Origin of the sequence: Microbispora sp. NBRC 16548, from assembly GCF_030268985.1 — a bacterium.
In the GTDB taxonomy this organism is placed as follows: domain Bacteria; phylum Actinomycetota; class Actinomycetes; order Streptosporangiales; family Streptosporangiaceae; genus Microbispora; species Microbispora catharanthi.
The window spans coordinates 878,962-894,598 of the sequence record NZ_BSSF01000001.1 but is presented as its reverse complement, the minus strand read 5'-3'; the positions used below and the strand labels follow the sequence as shown (position 1 = coordinate 894,598).

The 15,637-nt window shown below is 72.5% G+C and carries 17 protein-coding genes; 8 read left to right on the top strand and 9 right to left on the bottom strand.

Translation table 11 applies throughout. The annotated features are described in order from the left end of the window. Nucleotides 1–71 precede the first annotated feature (71 nt). From QSK36_RS03990 to QSK36_RS03975, 4 genes are all read left to right on the top strand, one after another. Entirely contained in the window at nt 72–614 is a 543-nt protein-coding gene (locus QSK36_RS03990) for a PadR family transcriptional regulator (RefSeq protein WP_285781372.1), read from the top strand. Beyond that, nucleotides 611–1,483, top strand: a complete 873-nt coding sequence (locus QSK36_RS03985; protein ID WP_285781371.1) for an ABC transporter ATP-binding protein — start codon at nt 611–613, stop codon at nt 1,481–1,483. Before QSK36_RS03990 ends, QSK36_RS03985 begins: the two co-directional genes overlap by 4 nt. Nucleotides 1,484–1,485: 2 nt before the next feature. Further along, nucleotides 1,486–3,261, top strand: a complete 1,776-nt coding sequence (locus tag QSK36_RS03980) for an FtsX-like permease family protein (protein ID WP_285781370.1) — start codon at nt 1,486–1,488, stop codon at nt 3,259–3,261. An 81-nt stretch (nt 3,262–3,342) separates the two neighbouring features. Continuing rightward, nucleotides 3,343–4,152, top strand: a complete 810-nt coding sequence (locus tag QSK36_RS03975) for an alpha/beta hydrolase family protein (protein WP_285781369.1) — start codon at nt 3,343–3,345, stop codon at nt 4,150–4,152. 42 nt (nt 4,153–4,194) lie between these two features. Here QSK36_RS03975 and QSK36_RS03970 read toward each other — a convergent pair whose 3' ends face one another. Then, on the bottom strand, nt 4,195–5,418 hold the full coding sequence (locus QSK36_RS03970; protein WP_285781368.1) for a saccharopine dehydrogenase family protein: 1,224 nt from the start codon (nt 5,416–5,418) through the stop codon (nt 4,195–4,197). Between the two features lie 113 nt (nt 5,419–5,531). Between QSK36_RS03970 and QSK36_RS03965 the strand changes: the two genes are divergently transcribed. Further along, nucleotides 5,532–6,260 (top strand): TetR/AcrR family transcriptional regulator, encoded by a 729-nt coding sequence (locus QSK36_RS03965; RefSeq protein ID WP_285781367.1) that lies wholly within the window; start codon nt 5,532–5,534, stop codon nt 6,258–6,260. 113 nt (nt 6,261–6,373) lie between these two features. After that, complete coding sequence (locus QSK36_RS03960) at nt 6,374–7,354, top strand: threonine ammonia-lyase (RefSeq protein ID WP_285781366.1); 981 nt, start codon at nt 6,374–6,376, stop codon at nt 7,352–7,354. 54 nt (nt 7,355–7,408) lie between these two features. Here QSK36_RS03960 and QSK36_RS03955 read toward each other — a convergent pair whose 3' ends face one another. The 5 genes from QSK36_RS03955 to QSK36_RS43425 form a co-directional block, all read right to left on the bottom strand. Then, entirely contained in the window at nt 7,409–8,281 is an 873-nt protein-coding gene (locus QSK36_RS03955; RefSeq protein ID WP_183536753.1) for a TauD/TfdA dioxygenase family protein, read from the bottom strand. 32 nt (nt 8,282–8,313) lie between these two features. After that, nucleotides 8,314–9,129, bottom strand: coding sequence for an ABC transporter ATP-binding protein (locus QSK36_RS03950; protein WP_285781365.1), 816 nt, complete (start codon nt 9,127–9,129; stop codon nt 8,314–8,316). Beyond that, entirely contained in the window at nt 9,113–10,171 is a 1,059-nt protein-coding gene (locus QSK36_RS03945; RefSeq protein WP_285781364.1) for a taurine ABC transporter substrate-binding protein, read from the bottom strand. Before QSK36_RS03945 ends, QSK36_RS03950 begins: the two co-directional genes overlap by 17 nt. Nucleotides 10,172–10,224: 53 nt before the next feature. Beyond that, nucleotides 10,225–10,983, bottom strand: a complete 759-nt coding sequence (locus QSK36_RS03940; protein ID WP_285781363.1) for an ABC transporter permease — start codon at nt 10,981–10,983, stop codon at nt 10,225–10,227. Nucleotides 10,984–11,241: 258 nt separating this feature from the next. Next, nucleotides 11,242–11,319: a putative leader peptide gene (locus tag QSK36_RS43425; RefSeq protein WP_352239660.1), complete on the bottom strand. Its 78-nt coding sequence runs from the start codon at nt 11,317–11,319 to the stop codon at nt 11,242–11,244. A 432-nt stretch (nt 11,320–11,751) separates the two neighbouring features. Here QSK36_RS43425 and QSK36_RS03935 point away from each other — a divergent pair, with 432 nt between their 5' ends. After that, on the top strand, nt 11,752–12,351 hold the full coding sequence (locus tag QSK36_RS03935) for a TetR/AcrR family transcriptional regulator (protein WP_285781362.1): 600 nt from the start codon (nt 11,752–11,754) through the stop codon (nt 12,349–12,351). An 18-nt stretch (nt 12,352–12,369) separates the two neighbouring features. Here QSK36_RS03935 and QSK36_RS03930 read toward each other — a convergent pair whose 3' ends face one another. Beyond that, nucleotides 12,370–13,473 carry a right-handed parallel beta-helix repeat-containing protein gene (locus QSK36_RS03930; RefSeq protein WP_285781361.1) on the bottom strand — a complete coding sequence of 368 codons (1,104 nt, stop codon included), beginning with the start codon at nt 13,471–13,473 and terminating at the stop codon, nt 12,370–12,372. Then, entirely contained in the window at nt 13,470–13,808 is a 339-nt protein-coding gene (locus QSK36_RS03925; RefSeq protein ID WP_285781360.1) for a hypothetical protein, read from the bottom strand. Before QSK36_RS03925 ends, QSK36_RS03930 begins: the two co-directional genes overlap by 4 nt. A gap of 235 nt (nt 13,809–14,043) precedes the next feature. Here QSK36_RS03925 and QSK36_RS03920 point away from each other — a divergent pair, with 235 nt between their 5' ends. After that, a complete protein-coding gene (locus tag QSK36_RS03920) occupies nt 14,044–14,772 on the top strand; it encodes a class I SAM-dependent methyltransferase (protein ID WP_285781359.1) in 729 nt (242 codons plus the stop codon). A 6-nt stretch (nt 14,773–14,778) separates the two neighbouring features. On the opposite strand, the gene QSK36_RS03915 is transcribed toward QSK36_RS03920, so the two are convergent. After that, entirely contained in the window at nt 14,779–15,558 is a 780-nt protein-coding gene (locus QSK36_RS03915; RefSeq protein WP_285781358.1) for an HpcH/HpaI aldolase/citrate lyase family protein, read from the bottom strand. Nucleotides 15,559–15,637: the final 79 nt, after the last annotated feature.

Sequence of the window (15,637 nt, the reverse complement as noted above, 5' to 3'; positions counted from 1 at the left end):
AGGTCCGGGACCGGGTTGACGCCCTTTTGGCTAACCGCTATCTATTGAGGGGTCGCAGAGGAGGGTGGCCCGTGCAGGACGTGGTGCTGGCGCTGCTGTCCAAGGAGCCGTCGCACGGGTACGACCTGCGCCAGCGGTTGGTGACCGCGCTCGGACCGCTGGGCGAGACGCTGAACGCGGGGCAGATCTATGTGACGCTCACCCGGCTCGAGAAGGCGGGCCTGGTCGTCCAGGAGCGTGAGGACGCGCCGGTGCGCGGCCCGCGGCGCAAGGTGTACGCGCTGACCGCGGCCGGGCAGGAGCGGGTGGCCGCATGGATGGCCGAGAGCGCCGGGCCCAGAGCGGACGTGGCGGAGTTCCATCTGAAGCTGGTGGCCGCCGCGGAGTCGGGTCTGGCCGACCCCCTCGCGCTCGTGGACGCGCGGCGGCGGGAGCTGATGCGCAGCCTCGCCGAGGCCCAGCGCGCCGCCCTTGCTCACGACACGGACTCGGAGGCCGGACTGCTTCTGGAGGGCATCGCGCTCCGGCTGCAGGCCGATCTGCGCTGGTTGGAGGCGTGCGAGCGGGCCTGGTCCGCCCGCGCCCCACGCGGGGAAAGCGAAGGAAACGGATGAAGAGAGTCGTGCCGCGGGTCATGGGCCGGTCGTTGCACAGTGACCCGGACGAAAGCCCGGGCTGGGGACCGGCCGGCCACCGGCCCGCCGAGGCGGCCGGGCCGGCGCTGCGGGCGGTCGGCCTGACGCGCTTGTACGGGGAGGACGAGAGCCTGGTGTGGGCCGTCGACGGGGTCGACCTCGAAGTTCCCGCCGGGCAGACGCTCGCCGTGACCGGGCCCAGCGGCTGCGGCAAGTCCACGCTGCTCCAGCTCCTCGGCGGGCTCGACCGGCCCAGCGAGGGCGAGGTATGGCTCGGCGGCCGGCGCATCGACCACCTCGGCGAACGGGCGCTGGCCAGACTGCGGCGCCGCGCCGTGGGGTTCGTCTTCCAGGCCTACCAACTGATGCACGAACTGAGCGCGGCGCAGAACGTCGAGCTGCCCGCGCTGCTCGCCGGCGCCTCACCGCGGGCCGCCCGCCACCGTGCCGCGGAACTTCTCCACCAGGTCGGGCTCGCCGGCCGCGCCCGGCATCTGCCCTCCGAGCTCTCCGGCGGGCAGCGGCAGCGGGTCGCCATCGCCCGCGCCTTGGCCAACGATCCGGTGGTCGTCCTCGCCGACGAGCCCACCGGCAACCTCGACAGCGCCGCGACCCACGACATCCTCCGGCTCTTCGACGAGCTACGCGCCGCCGGCCAGACCCTGGTCATGGTCACCCATGACGAGCGCGTCGCCGCCACGGCGGACCGCGTCGTCTCCATGCGCGACGGGACGTTGGCGGACGACACCCGCCTGGACGGCAACGGCCGCGGCACGAGGCACGGCCACGGCGGCGGCACAGGGTTCGGCGGCACAGGGCTCGGCGCGCTGCTGCGCTGGGAGGACTGACCGTGGGACACCTGCTGCTGACCTGGCGTCTGATCCGGCACGACGTGCGCCGCCGCCCCGCCGAGGCCCTCGTGTTCCTGATCGCCGTCACCCTCGCCATCGCCTCCCTGACGCTCGGACTGACGGCCCGCAACGCCCTGGCCACGGCGTACCTGAAGACCCGCGCGGCCACCGCCGGTCCCGACATCACCGCCATCACGACGGACACGAACCCGTCCGGCCTGGCCGGACGTCTCGCGGACACGCCCGGCGTGGCCGCGCAGGCCGACCCGATCTTCGCGTTCGACACCACCATCCGGGCACACGGCCGGGCCGCGCACTCCTCGGTCGAGGGACGTGACAGCGCACCGTCCGCCGTGGACCGGCCGCTGGTGACCTCCGGGACCTGGGTGCGTCCCGGCGGCGCCGTGGTCGAGCGCGGCTTCGCGCAGGCACTCGGCGTGCGCGTCGGCGACCGCGTCACCATCGTCAAGCGCAGCTATCCGATCGTCGGGATCGCGATCAGCGCGGCCACCCCGGTGTACCCGTGGAGCGACTGGGCCCAGGGGCCCGGGCCGTCCGACTACGGCGGCAGGATCTGGCTCACCACGGCCGACGCCCACGCAGCGGCGGGGCACACCCCCGGTGTCCACCTGATCCACCTGAAGCTGACCGACCCTGCGGATCCCCACCGGTGGAGCGCCACCGTGTTCACCGACGACCGCAGGGGCGACTCCTGGGTGAACACCCACAACTGGCAGACCGTCCTCGAAACGGACGCCGTCATGATCAGGAACATGCAACCCGCCCTGGTCGTCGGCGGCTGGCTGCTCGCCGCGGCCGCGCTCGTCACCCTCGCCGCGCTCGCCACCGCGCGCGCCGCCCGCGACAACCGGCGTGCCGCACTGCTCAAGGCCGTCGGCGCCGGCCCGGGCACCGTCACCGCCGTACTGCTGGCGCCGCACCTGCTGCTGACCTTCCTGTCCACCGCGCTCGGACTGACCGCGGGGACGCTGGCCGCGCCCCACCTGATCGATCCCAGCGCCGGGCTGCTCGACACCGCCGGCCCTCCGGACTCCGTCACCGTCTTCGCCGCGGTCTTCCTCGCCGTCGTGGTCGCCGTGACCGGTGCGCTCGGTCCCGCCGTACGCGCCGCCCGGGGCAGCACCGTCCAGACCCTGGCCGACCCGGCGCACACGCTCACGCGCCGCCCGCGCCTGAACGCCGTGACGGCCTACCTGCCCACCGCGCTGCTGCTCGGCGTCCGGCTGCTCGCCCGCCGGCCCGGCCGCGCCGTCCTGGCCTCCGCCGGCACGGCCGCCACCACCGTCATGGTCACCGCGCTGCTCACCTTCCACGCCGAACTCGACGCGACCCCCGCCGTCAGGCGGTTCGGCCCCCTCGAAGTGCGGACCGACCAGACCGGCCAGGTGCTGCTCGCCGTCACCTTCGCGCTGGTGGCGCTGTCCACGCTCAACACCGTGCTGCTCAGCTGGGGCACCGCCGTGCAGGCCCGGCGCGCCCTGACCATCACCCGTACCCTCGGCGCCACTCCCGGCCAGATCGTCGCCGCGCACTGCGTCACGCAGCTCCTGCCCGCGGTGCCCGGAGTGGCGGCGGGCATTCCGGTCGGGCTCGGCCTGTACTGGTTCTTCGCCACACCGATCACGCCCCCGGGACCGTGGTTGCTCACCGCCGCGCTCGCCATCCTGCTGGCCGTCGCGGCGCTGACCGCGCTCCCGGCGTGGGTCCACACCCGCGAGCCCGCGGGGCGCGTCCTCAACGCGGAAGCCGCGTGACGCCCCTCCGGTGACGCGAGCACTGCGGACGAATCCGGTAGCCTTTGATCGTACCGATCGGTTCGATCTCTGTGAGGACGGATGACCCCCGAGATTCCCACGGCCAACGCCGCCGTGACGTTCGACAGCGACGGCGAGACCCTGCTGGGCGTCCTTCACCTGCCGGCCGGGCCGGGACCGCATCCGATCGTCGTGCTGCTGCACGGCTTCCCCGGGCACGAGCGCAACTTCGACCTGGCCCAGCATCTGCGCCGCGCGGGGTACGCCGCCCTCGTCTTCCACTACCGCGGCTCCTGGGGCGTCGGCGGCTCCTGGTCGTGGGCCGGCGCGCTGGAGGACGCCGCCCGCGTCACGGCGGCCGTACGTGAGCCGGGTTTCGCCGCCGCGCACCGCCTCGACCCGGACCGGCTGGCGCTGACGGGGCACAGCTTCGGCGGCTTCGCCGCGCTGACGACCGCGGCGGCCGACCCGGGCGTCAGCGCGGTCGCGTCGGTGTCGGCGTTCGACTTCGGCTCTGTCGCGGTCGCCTGCCGGGAGGACGCGGCGCTGCGAGCGGCGTACGTCGAGGGGTTCGGCGACGACCTGCTTCCCCTGAGGGGGACCAGCGGCGCGGCGCTCGTGGACGAGATGATCGAGGCGGGCGAGGCGTGGAGCCTGTCGGCGCTCGCCCCGAAGCTCGCCGACCGGCCGGTCCTGCTCGTCGGCACGGCCGGGCGCGACACCGTCACCCCCGCCGCCGAACACCACGATCCCGTGGTGGCCGCCTACACCGCACATCCGGTGCCGCTCCTGGAGCACCGCGTGCTCGTCACCGACCACGCCCTTTCCGATCAGCGCCTCGAACTCGCCGAGACCGTCCGCGGCTTCCTCGACCGGCGCCTCGGCCGCTGAACGTCAGCACAAGACGATCGCCGCGCCCGTCCGTGCCGCCGCCTACTGCTCCCGCAGGCCCCACGGGGTGCCGTACGCGGTGAGCAGGTCGAGGAACGGCCGGGGCGGCAGGGCTTCCGGGCCCAGGACGCCGGTGCCGGACCAGACGCCGGCGGCCATCAGTTCGAGGGCCACGACCGGGTTGACCGCGGTCTGCCACACCACCGCCTGGGAGCCGTACTCGCACATGGACCACTGGTTGTCGACCACGTGGTAGAGGTAGACCTCACGCGGACTGCCGTCCTTGGTGCCCTTGACCCAGGTGCCGGCGCACGTCTTGCCGTGCATGCGATCCCCGAGGGTCGCCGGGTCGGGCAGGCACGCCGCGACCACGTCGCGCGGGGAGACCTTGACGGCGGTGCCGCCCCCGGCGACGACCCCGACGGGCTCGGTGCGGTCCAGCCCCAGCAGATGCAGGGTCCGCAGCGTGTCGATGAACTCCGCGCCCAGCCCGTACTTGAAGGTCACCCGCTCGGCGTCGATCCAGCGGGGCACGAGCAGGACCTCCTCGTGCTCGACGTTGACGCACTCGACCGGGCCGATGCCCTCGGGGAAGTCGAACACCTCCGGCTCGCTGAAGGGCGGGGTGGTGAACCAGCCCCGGCCGGCCTCGTAGACGACCGGCGGGTTGAGGCACTCCTCGATGGTGGTCCAGATGCTGAAAGAGGGCGCGAAGTCGTATCCCTCGACGGTGAGGTCGGCGCCGTCGCGGATGCCGATCTCCTCGATGTGGTCGAACAGTTCGTCGGCGGCGTATCGGGCGAAGACGTCCGACAGCCCCGGCTCCACCCCGATGCCGACCAGCGCGAGCCTGCCCGCCTTCTCCCACTCGGCGGCCATCTCGAACTGGGCGTCCCCCAGCTTGACCCCGCACGCCTCGTGCGGGCGCTCCGGATGCGGCCGCGACAGCGACATCGCCATGTCCAGGTAGTGCGCACCGGCCGACAGCGCCGCCCGGAACAGCGGCATCACGAACCGCGGGTCGGTGGCGTTGAGCAGGACGTCGCAACGGTGCTCGGCCAGCAGCGCCACCACCGCGGCCTCGTCGCTCGCGTCCACCCGCCGGGCGCTGAAGCGGGAGCCCGCCTCCCCCAGCGCGCCGACGGCCGCCTCGGCGCGGGACAGGTCGTAATCGGCGACGACCATGTGCTCGAAGAAGGATCGGCGGGCCGCGATCCGGGTGATCGCGCTGCCCACCCCACCTGCGCCGACGAGCAGAATACGCATGACAAAACTCCCTTTTCGGGACAAAGACACCTTTGGTGCACACGATCCAACGTCACCACCGCACGAAACGTCAATGGCGTTGGCATAAGCTGGCCGCCGGAGAGGAGAGCACAATGCCCAAGCCGGTGGTTTCCGAGTCGGCGCGCCGGCGGCGGCGCCCGACGAAGAACGGAGTCGTTCTCTCTGAGGACCTGATCGTGCGGACCGCGCTGCGCATGCTGCGTGAGCACGGTTCCGCCGGACTGTCCGTACGGCGGCTCGGCATCGCACTCGGAGCCGACCCCAGCACGCTCTACCGCTACTTCGCCGGCATCGACGATCTGACCCTGGCGATCGGCGACATGCTCATCGGCCGGGCCATGGACGGCTGGCACGGCACCGGCGACTGGCGCGCCGACCTTCGCGAGCTGGGCCTGCGCATCCACGCCGCCTACCTCGAACACCCCCAGGCGGCGGTGCTGACGGCCAGCCGCATCAGCGGCAAGTCCCACGAGATCGCGGCCGACGAGGCGATACTCGGGCTGCTGCGCGGCGCCGGTTTCCCCGACCGTGCGGCGGTCCGCGTCTATCACGCCTTCATCGACATGACGCTGGCCTTCGCCGCGCTGGACGCGGCGTCCCTCGCGCTGCCGGAGCAGGCGCGCAGGGCGGACGAGGAGATGTGGCAGGCGACCTACGCCCGCCTGTCCCCCGCCACCCACCCCAACATCGCGGCGGTCGCGCCTCTACTGGTGGCCGACATGAACGACAGCGCCTACCCCGCCGCCCTGGACATGCTGCTCGCCAGCACTGCACGGGACTCCGGCCACAGAAGGCGTGCCGATGAGGGGCATCGGAGGTAAGGCGGGTGCGCGCCGCGAGACCCAGCCACGCCCGGTTCGGTGATGAGCGACGCCGAGGGTCGCGGGGCGTCCGCCCGAAACGGAGCAGCGGCGGCGGCGTACGCTGCTGTGTCGTGCAGGAGACGCGCCTCGACACTGCTCGGATCCGGGCGGCTCGCCGGATGATCGACCCGATTTTTCTCGACACTCCGCTGTATCGGTGCGAGGCGCTGGAGCCCGACCTCGGGTGCACGGTGAGCATCAAGCTCGAAACGGCGAACCCGGTCCGCAGCTTCAAGGCCCGCGGCACCGAGGTGGTCGCGAGCATGCTCGCCGGCAACGGCTCGCGAGCCGTGGTGTGCGCCAGCGCGGGCAACCTCGGCCAAGCCCTCGCCTGGTCCGGTCGCGGCCGCGGACTCGACGTCACCGTCGTGGCGTCCCGCTTCGCGCCTGCGGCCAAGCTTGATCGCATCCGGGCGCTGCACGCCAGGTTGGAGCTGGTGGACGGCGACTTCGACATGGCCCGCGAGCGGGCGGCGGCCGTCGCGCGGCACGACGGCATCCGGCTGGTCGAAGACAGCCTGGACATCGAGACCTGCGAGGGCGCGGCGACCATCGGCCTGGAGCTGGTGGACAGCGTGCCGTCGTTCGACGCCGTCCTGATCGCCCTCGGCGGCGGGGCGCTGGCCACCGGCGTGGGTCATGTGGTGAAGGCCTGCGCGCCCGACGTCGAGGTGATCTGCGTCCAGCCGGTGGGCGCACCGGCGATGACGCACTCCTGGCGCCAACGGCGCGTCGTCACCACCGACTCGACCGACACCATCGCTGACGGCGTCGCCGGCCGACGCCCCATCCCGGCCGTCCTGGACGACCTCCTCCTGGTCGCCGACGACGCCGTCCTGGTCCAGGAGGCATCGATCACGGCCGGTATGCGGCTGCTCCTCCACCACGCCGGCCTCGTCGTCGAACCGTCGGCCGCGCTCGGCATCGCGGCGATCCTCGAAGACCGCGACCGCTTCGCCGGACGGCACGTGGTCACCATCGTGTGCGGCAGCAACGTCGACATGGACGCCTACCACCACTGGGTCGGCGCGGCTCCCATTCACAGGTCGTGACCATTGCGCTCGCAGATCGTCCCTTGTCAGGCGACGGAATGGGTCGCCGCCCGGTCACCCGTTCGTACGGCCGGGGCCGAAGGGGTGGTCGCCGCGGAGGGTGATGCGGTGCATCACGCGGTGCGCGTCGCCGTAGTCGCGGTTGGCGTAGTGGGCGGTGCTCCGGTTGTCCCACATGGCGACGTCGCCGGTCCTCCAGCGGTGGCGCACGATGTGCTCGGGCTTGGTGAGGTGGGCGTAGAGCAGGTCCAGGACGGCCCGGCTCTCGGCCTCGGACACGCCCACGATGTGGGAGGTGAACCCGGGGTTGACGAAGATCCCCTTGCGGCCGGTCTCGGGATGGACGCGGACCACGGGGTGCTCCACCGGCTCCAGCCGGGTGACGATCTCGCCGTCCCAGACGTTGCCCCTGCCGCCGCGGCGCTGGGCCAGGTAGTAACCGAACTCGCGGTTGCCGTCGTGGACCGCGGTGAGCTGGTCGGCCAGCTCCTTCACGGGGGCGGACAGGGAGTCGTAGGCCAGCTGGCTGTCGGCCCAGCTCGTGTCGCCGCCGGTGGGCGGGAGGATCACCGCCCGCAGGATGGAGCCGAGCGGCGGGCGGGGCATGAACGTGACGTCGGTGTGCCAGACGTCGGCGAAGCCGTTGTCGGCGCTGTCGAGGGCATAGATCTCGGGATGCGCCTCGTCGACGCCCCCGACGACAGGGTGGGAGGCGGTCAGCTCGCCGAGACGGCGGCCGAGCGTCACCTGCCCGTCGTCGTCCAGGCTCTGCTCGCGGAAGAACAGCACCTTCCGGTCGACCAGGGCGGCACGCACCGCGGCCAGTTCCTCGTCGGTGGCGGTCGCCAGGTCAAGTCCCTCGACCTCGGCGCCGAAGTGGGGCCCGAGGGGCCGCAGGTCCAGCTTCACGGCGGTCGGTGTGGTCATCTCACTCTCCTCACGGTTGGTGCTGCGGTGCTTCACGCGGCGGCGGCGCGTACGGCGTGGCCGACCTCGGCGCGGAGCGCGGCGTACGCGGGAAGTGCGCGCAGTTCGTCCGGCTCCACTCCGGTGCGCGGGAGGTCGACGTCCAGGTCGAGCGCGATCCGGCCCGGCCGCCGGGTGAGCACGACGACGCGGCTGCCGAGGAACACGGCCTCCTCGACGCTGTGGGTGACGAACACCGAGGTGCGGCCGGTCTGCGCGCTCACCCGGCGCAGGTCCTCCTGCAGGCGCTCGCGGGTGAGCGCGTCCAGGGCGGCGAACGGCTCGTCGAGCAGCAGCAGCGGGTCGTCGCCGGCGAGCGCCCTGGCGATCGCCACGCGCTGCTGCTGTCCTCCCGAGATCTGCCAGATCCTGCGGTCCGCCACCTCGTGGAGGCCCACCCGTTCCAGCAGTTCGGGCACCCGGCGGGCACGTTCCGCACGGGGCACGCCGGCGTAGCGCAGGGCCAGCTCGACGTTGCCGCCAACGGTCTTCCACGGGAACAGGCGCGGCTGCTGGAAGACGATCCCGGCGCCCCTGCCCGGGACGGGCTCGGCGCCGCCGGTCCGTACGGTGCCGGAGGTGGGCCTCTCGAAGCCCGCGACGAGGCGCAGCAGCGTGCTCTTGCCACATCCGGACGCCCCGACGAGCACGAGGAAGGCACCGGGAGGGACGGTCAGGGAGATCGGCCCGAGGGCGGCGACCGGGCCACCCGCGCCGCCGTAGACGTGTCCGACCTCGTGCAGGTGGACGGCGGCGACGTCCTCGTCCGCCGTGGCCGGGGCGGCGGCCGGGTCAGGACGTGAGGACACCGGGGAGCCCCTTGGTGTAGATCGCCCGCTCCACCGTGGCGAGGTCGGGCACCGTGTCGATCTTCTGCTGGTCCTTGAGGAACTGGGCCGCGCTCACCAGGTTCTGCGCCAGGCCGCCGGCCTTGTCCGGCGTGCCGAGCCACTCGGGCGAGGCCAGGTCGGCCGGCTTGAGGAAGACGCCCTGGCTGAGCTGCGCCTTGGCCTCGTCCTTGCCGATATTGAGCTCCGCGCCCACCGCCTGGGCCGCGGCGTCGGGATCGTCCGCGATCAGGTCGAGCGCCCTGGCCTCGGCCTTGCGCCAGGCGTCGACCGCGTCGGGGTGCGCCTGGACGAACGCGGTGGACACCACGCCCAGGTCGAGGGTGGGCTTGCCCGCGGTCGCCAGTTCGCGGCTGCTGATGAGCGTCTTGCCGGTCTTCTTGATCTCGTCAAGCGTGGGCAGCCAGACGTACGCGGCGTCGATGTCGCCGCGGGTCCAGGACGCCAGGATGTCCTGCGGCTCCAGGTCGACGAGGTTCACCGCGGACTCCGGCACTCCCGCCTGGTCCAGGGCGGCGAGCAGGCTGTAGTGGGACGTCGAGGCGAACGGCGTCGCCACCTTCTTACCGCGCAGATCCGCCACGGAGGAGATGCCGGTGCCGTCGCGGGCGACCAGGGCCTCGTTGTCGCCGGCCACGTCGAGCACGAACGCCACCTGGTAGGGGATGTTGAGCGGCGCGGACAGCCCGCGCGCGACCGGGCTCGAGCCGATGGCCGCGATGTCCACGCTCTTGGCCACGAAGGCGGTGTTGATGCTGGCGCCGGAGTCGAACTTGGTCCACTTGATCGTGTAGCCGGGCAGCGCCTGCTCCAGCCACCCCTTGTTCTTCACGATCAGGTCCCCGCTGGGGAACGCCTGGTAGGCGACGCGGATGGTGCGGTCCGCCGTCCCGCCGTCTCCGCCTCCGCCGGAGGCGGTGCCGTTGCCGCACGCGGCCAGGACGGCGGCCGTCGCGGCGGCCAGGGCGACGGAAAGCAGGCGTGTGAGGCGTGGTCGTGACATGGCGGAGAGTTCCTTTTGCAGTGGGAGGGGGATTGACGAGGCTTGGCAGGGGCTCAGACGCGGCTGCGCCAGGGGATGAGCCGGGTCTCCGCGGCGCGCAGCAGGCCGTCGATCAGCAGTCCTGACAGGCCGATGGCGAGCAGCCCGAGCACCACGACGTCGGTCTGCAGATAGCGCTGGGCGTCCCGCACCATCCCCCCGATGCCGGGCACGCCGTTGACGGTCTCCGCCGCGACGACCGAGGAGTACGCGACCCCGACGGCCAGCCGGACACCGGTGAAGATCTCCGGCAGCGCGGCGGGCAGCACGACATCCTTGATCGCGTCCCACCGTGAGGCGCCCAGTGCCCGGGCCGCCTCCACCAGCCCGGTCGGCGCGCCATGGACGGCGGCGGCGGTGGCCACGGCGACCGGCGGGAGCGCGGCGATGGCGAGCAGCCACAGCTTGGGCGTCTCGTCGATGCCGAACCAGATGATGAGCAGGCTGAAGTACGCCAGCGGAGGCAGGGCCCGTACGAACGTCACGACCGGCTCGGCCACGAGGCGGATCCACGGCATGGCGCCCAGGACGACGCCGAGGACGAGCCCCGCCGCCACGCCGAGCGCCGAGCCGATGAGGATGCGGCGCAGGCTGATTCCCAGGTGCTCGACGAGCAGGTGGCCGCCGTAGCCGCGGACGCCGTCGTGTGTGGTGGACAGCAGGACGAGCTGGTCCCACACGGCCCGGGGCGCGGGCACGAACGACGGGTTGCCCGCCGCTGCCGCCGCCAGCTGCCACAGCGCGAGCAGGGCGAGCAGCGACAGCACCCGCACGCCGATCCGACGGGCCCTGCGCCCCCGCCGGGCCGGCGCCGAAGCGGCAGGCGTTCCTCCGGCGGGCGGCGGACCGGCGGACGCGGGCACCTCGTCCGGCGTCAGGAGGCGGGGGGCGGCGGAGACGGATCTGGAGGGGGATGACGTCACAGTGGTCGCTCCGGGAGGAGGGCGCGGGGCCGCGCCGCTCGATCGCGGGCACGGCACGGCAACGGAAGGAGGACGGCCGGCGAAGGTGACCGGCCGGGAGGCCGAGGTTCAGGAGCGACAGGCCGAGCCGTTCAGACGGCACAGGTCGACGTGCCGACGTCTGACCAACCACGATGCCGTAAACATAGGTATTTCCTACCAAATTTGTGGGGTGATGGCAATCGGACATCGGACGGAGAGCCATGCCGTCGGCGCCCCCCAACCCAACCGGATGTCTTACTGACATTTAACGTCTATATTGTCATAGCACGCCCACGCCGGCGGTCGCGGTCAGCGCGGCCGCGATCAGGTACACCCCCCAGCCGAGCGCCTCCTGGACCCGCCGCGCCAGGTCGTATCCCCTGGCAGGACCTTCCGCGTGGAGGCACTCGTCGCGCGCGGCTACACGGTCTACGCCGCCGCGCGCGCAAAGCGCTGGCGGCGACCGACCCGAACCGTTCGGTGACCCGGGCGTTCGGGCTGCGGGGCGTCCGCGCGGGCGGCGGCGCGCCGTGATCGGCGCGGAGCGGAACGCGGCAGCACGATGGCGAGCTGACGGAACGCGTATATCGTGTCAGCATGACAGATGCCGCCGAGGCCAAGCGCGACCACATCGTGGCCGCCGCGCTCGACGTGTTCGGCAGGTACGGCTACCGCCGCACCTCCATGGACCTGATCGCGCGTGCGGCACGCATGTCACGTCCGGCCGTCTATTTGCACTTCAAAGGTAAGGAAGACGTCTTCAGGGCGGTCGCGCGCCGGTTCGCCGACGACATCGTCGCCGCGGCCGAGGCCGCACGGCGCTCCGGCCGGCCCGTCGCCGACCGCCTCTACGACGTCCTGGTCATCAGGGTCGAGTTTTTCGCCGGCACGGTCGAGGCGGAGTATCGGGCGGAGCTGTTCGCCGAGGCCGCAGTGGTCGTCGAGGACGTGATGGCCTCGTTCGAGTCGGACTATCTGTCGGTCGTCGAGGCCACACTCGGCGACGCGGCCGAGGAACTCGACCTGCTCGACGCGGCCCTGTCCGCTGCGGACGCCGCCGCCGTCCTGGTGGACGCGCTGTCGGGGATAGTGCGGGAGAAGGCGGAGCCGGCCGTCCTGCGTAAGCGCCTGCGCCAGCTCGTGGAGCTCGCGGTCAGGGGCCTGACCAGCAGGCCGGCCGCCGTTCTCCACGCCTGACGGCCGGCGCAGCCCGGGCTAGGCGGGCGGGCAGTCCAGGGTCGTGCCCGTTCTGGGGGTGACCGAGCCGTAGTAGCGCACCCTCGAACACGGGACCACGTTGCCGGTCACCGCGACGTCGGTGATCGGGCCGGTGGCGTCGGCCCGTACGGCCAGCCAGTCCCGGACACCGCAGCTCGTCACCTGGTTGCCGGTGATCTCCACGGCGCGCAAGGGTCCGCCGGCGACCGATTTGACGTAGATGCCACCCTCGCAGCCGTCGACCATGTTGCCCGCGATGCGCACGCCGGTGGCGTTCACCGTGGCGATGCCGTCCCAGCGGGTGTTGCGGACGGTGTTGTTCTCGATGCGTACGCCGGAGTGCGGGCGGTCCGGGTCGGTGGTGTGCGACCCGGTGAACTGGCCCCATCCGGCCTGGGAGCCGGAGGCGTCGCAGACGTTGCCGGTCAGCAGGATGTCGCGGCACGGGGTCAGGTCGTCGGCGCCGCCCCAGGTGTTGCCCCCAGCGGGAAGGTCCAGCTGGACGGCCTCGCCGTGCCACAGCCCCTGGCCTGGATCGGCGATCCAGCCCTTGAGCGCGCAGTCGCGAACGGTGCCGCGGCGCACCGCGTTCAGCTCGATGCCGTGCCACCACTTGACGTTCCACATGGTCACGCCCTGGATGAGCACGTCGCTGGAGTGAATGATCGTGATGCCGTTCATGGCCGGCGCCTGATCCAGGCTGTCGCGCTGGACGAAGTCCCACACGGGATCCCAGCTGCCGCCGGTGATGGCGATGTTGCCCGCCCCGGCGTAGCCGCCGGTCGCGGCGCCGACGGCGTTGAGGACCATGGTGTGTTTGACGCCCTCGGCGGGGAATCGGGCCACGATCCTGGCGTCGGTCGCGTCGAGGTGCGTGTTCCCGTACACGATCAGCGGCTTGGTCAGCAGGTATGTGGCCTTGGGGACCTTGGCGACGTACCGTCCGGCGGCGTCCCTGGTGCCCCTGCCGTCCCTGGCCTGGTCGAGCAGCGCCTGGATGGCCGAGCCGCTCACGTAGTCGGGCAGGGCGGCGGACGACGTCCGGGCACGCGAGGCCAGCAGGCCCGCCGCTCCGGCGAGGAAGGCCCGTCGTCCGATCATCGCCGAGTCCTTTCCAGCAGCACCGCCGCGGCGGCCAGGATGAGGGCGAAGCACGCGGGGCCGATCGCCTGGGCCGGCTCGCGCCGGACGACCCCGATCACGGCGTCGACCGCCTGGACGGCCGCGTTCAGCGTGAGAACCAGGGCCAGCGGGCGCCAGGCGCGCAGGGCCGTGCACAGCAGCAGGGCGCCGAGGAGCACGACGCCGCGTGCGGACATGTAGGCCGCGAACGCGCGGGCCGCCGCGGCGTCCCCGCCCGCCACCAGGGCGCCGGGGGTCAGAATGCCGCCCACGGCGAAGTAGCCGGAGGCCGCGGCCGTCGCGACCGCCGCCACGGACGCGAACCCACGGACAGATGCGCTGGGTGCCGAATAATTCGGTTGCCTAATCATTTGGTCTTGCCTTCCTGCTCACGAAGCTCGGCCAGGCCGCGGCGGAGCGGTTGACAATCTAAGCAGATATTGTCATGGAGTCCAATCCGGGTCACGGGGCACGCGGTCAGACGGCCCGGGCTCCGCACGCCCGTCCCACGGCCGTGACGCCGGCGTAAGGCCGGGTTATGGTCGTCCAATGCCTGACCCGATCTTCGCCCACCCTCGCCTGGCCGCCGTCTACGACGCCTTCGGCGGTGACCGCGACGACCTGGACGCCTATCTCGGCATCGCCGACGAGCTGGGCGCGGACCGCGTGCTCGACGTCGGCTGCGGAACGGGGTGCCTGTCGGTTCTGCTGGCGGACAGCGGACGCACGGTCATGGGCGTCGATCCCGCCGAGGCGTCGCTGCGGATCGCCGGATCGAAGGATCGGACCGGAAGGATCACCTGGGTCCACGGCGATGCCACCGGGGTCCCGACGTTCGGCGCCGACCTCGCCGTGATGACGGGGAACGTGGCGCAGGTCTTCCTCACCGACGGCGACTGGACTCGGACTCTCCGGGGCATCCATGGCGCGCTTCGCCCGCGGGGCCATCTCGTGTTCGAGACCAGGCGCCCCGAACGCCGGGCCTGGGAGGAGTGGGCTTCCGACACCGATCCGGTCGTCCTCGACCTTCCGGAGGCCGGGCTCGTGGAGCGGCGTCTCGAGGTCACCGATGTGAGCCCGCCGTTGGTGTCCTTCCGCTACACCTACAGGTTCCTGGCGGACGGCGCGGTCGTCACGTCGGACTCGACCCTCCGGTTCCGCGACCGGGACGAGGTGGAGACGAGCCTGGTCGCGAACGGCTATCGCGTGCTGGAGGTGTGGGACGCCCCGGATCGCCCGGGTCTCGAGTTCGTGTTCGTCGCGCAGCGTACGACGTGAAGCATCTCAGTGGTCGCCGGCGTCGGTGAGAAGGCTGCGGGCCTGGCGGACGACGGCCTCGTCGACGAAGCGGCCGTCGGGGAGGGCGACCGCGCCTTGGTCGGCGGCGGAGACGATCTCCAGGGCGGCCACGATCTCCTCCCTGGTCGGGCGGTAGGCCGCCGCGATCACCGGAAGCTGGATGGGGTGGATGGCCGCCCGGCCGCGAAAGCCCATGGCGCGGCCCGCGGCGCAGGAGGCGGCCAGGCCGTCGAGGTCGCGGACGTTCGTGTACACGGACTGGGCCGGGGCCGGCAGCCCCGCCGCCCGGGCCGCGACCACGATGCGGGAACGCGCCCAGGTCAGGCCCGCCTCGTCGGTCACGCCGAGGTCGGCGCGCAGGTCGGCCTCGCCCAGGCCGATCCCGGCGACGGCCGGTGAGGCGGTGGCGATCTCGAAGGCGCGCTCCAGCCCGAGGGCCGACTCGATGATCGGGCGCAGCGGCACGCCCGGCACCGCGTCGGCGATCCACCGGACCTCGTCGGCCGACTCCACCTTGGGGAGGCGCAGGCCGCCGCTGCCGTGCAGCAGCGTTCCGAGCGCGTGCAGGTCGGCCTGGCCGTACGGCGTGCGCACGTCGTTGACGCGGACCTCCACACGCGGCTGCGGCGTGGCCAGCAGGGCGACGACCCCGGCCCGGGCGACGCCCTTGTTCTCCGCGGCGACCGCGTCCTCCAGGTCCACGATCACCATGTCCGCCTCGCCGCCGAGGGCCTTGGCGATCCGGTCCGGGCGGTCAGCGGGCACGTACAACCACGTCAGGGGGGCGGCAGCAGGCCCAGAAGAAGGCATGGAAGAAGGCCCGGAAGAAGGCACGGCGTCAACT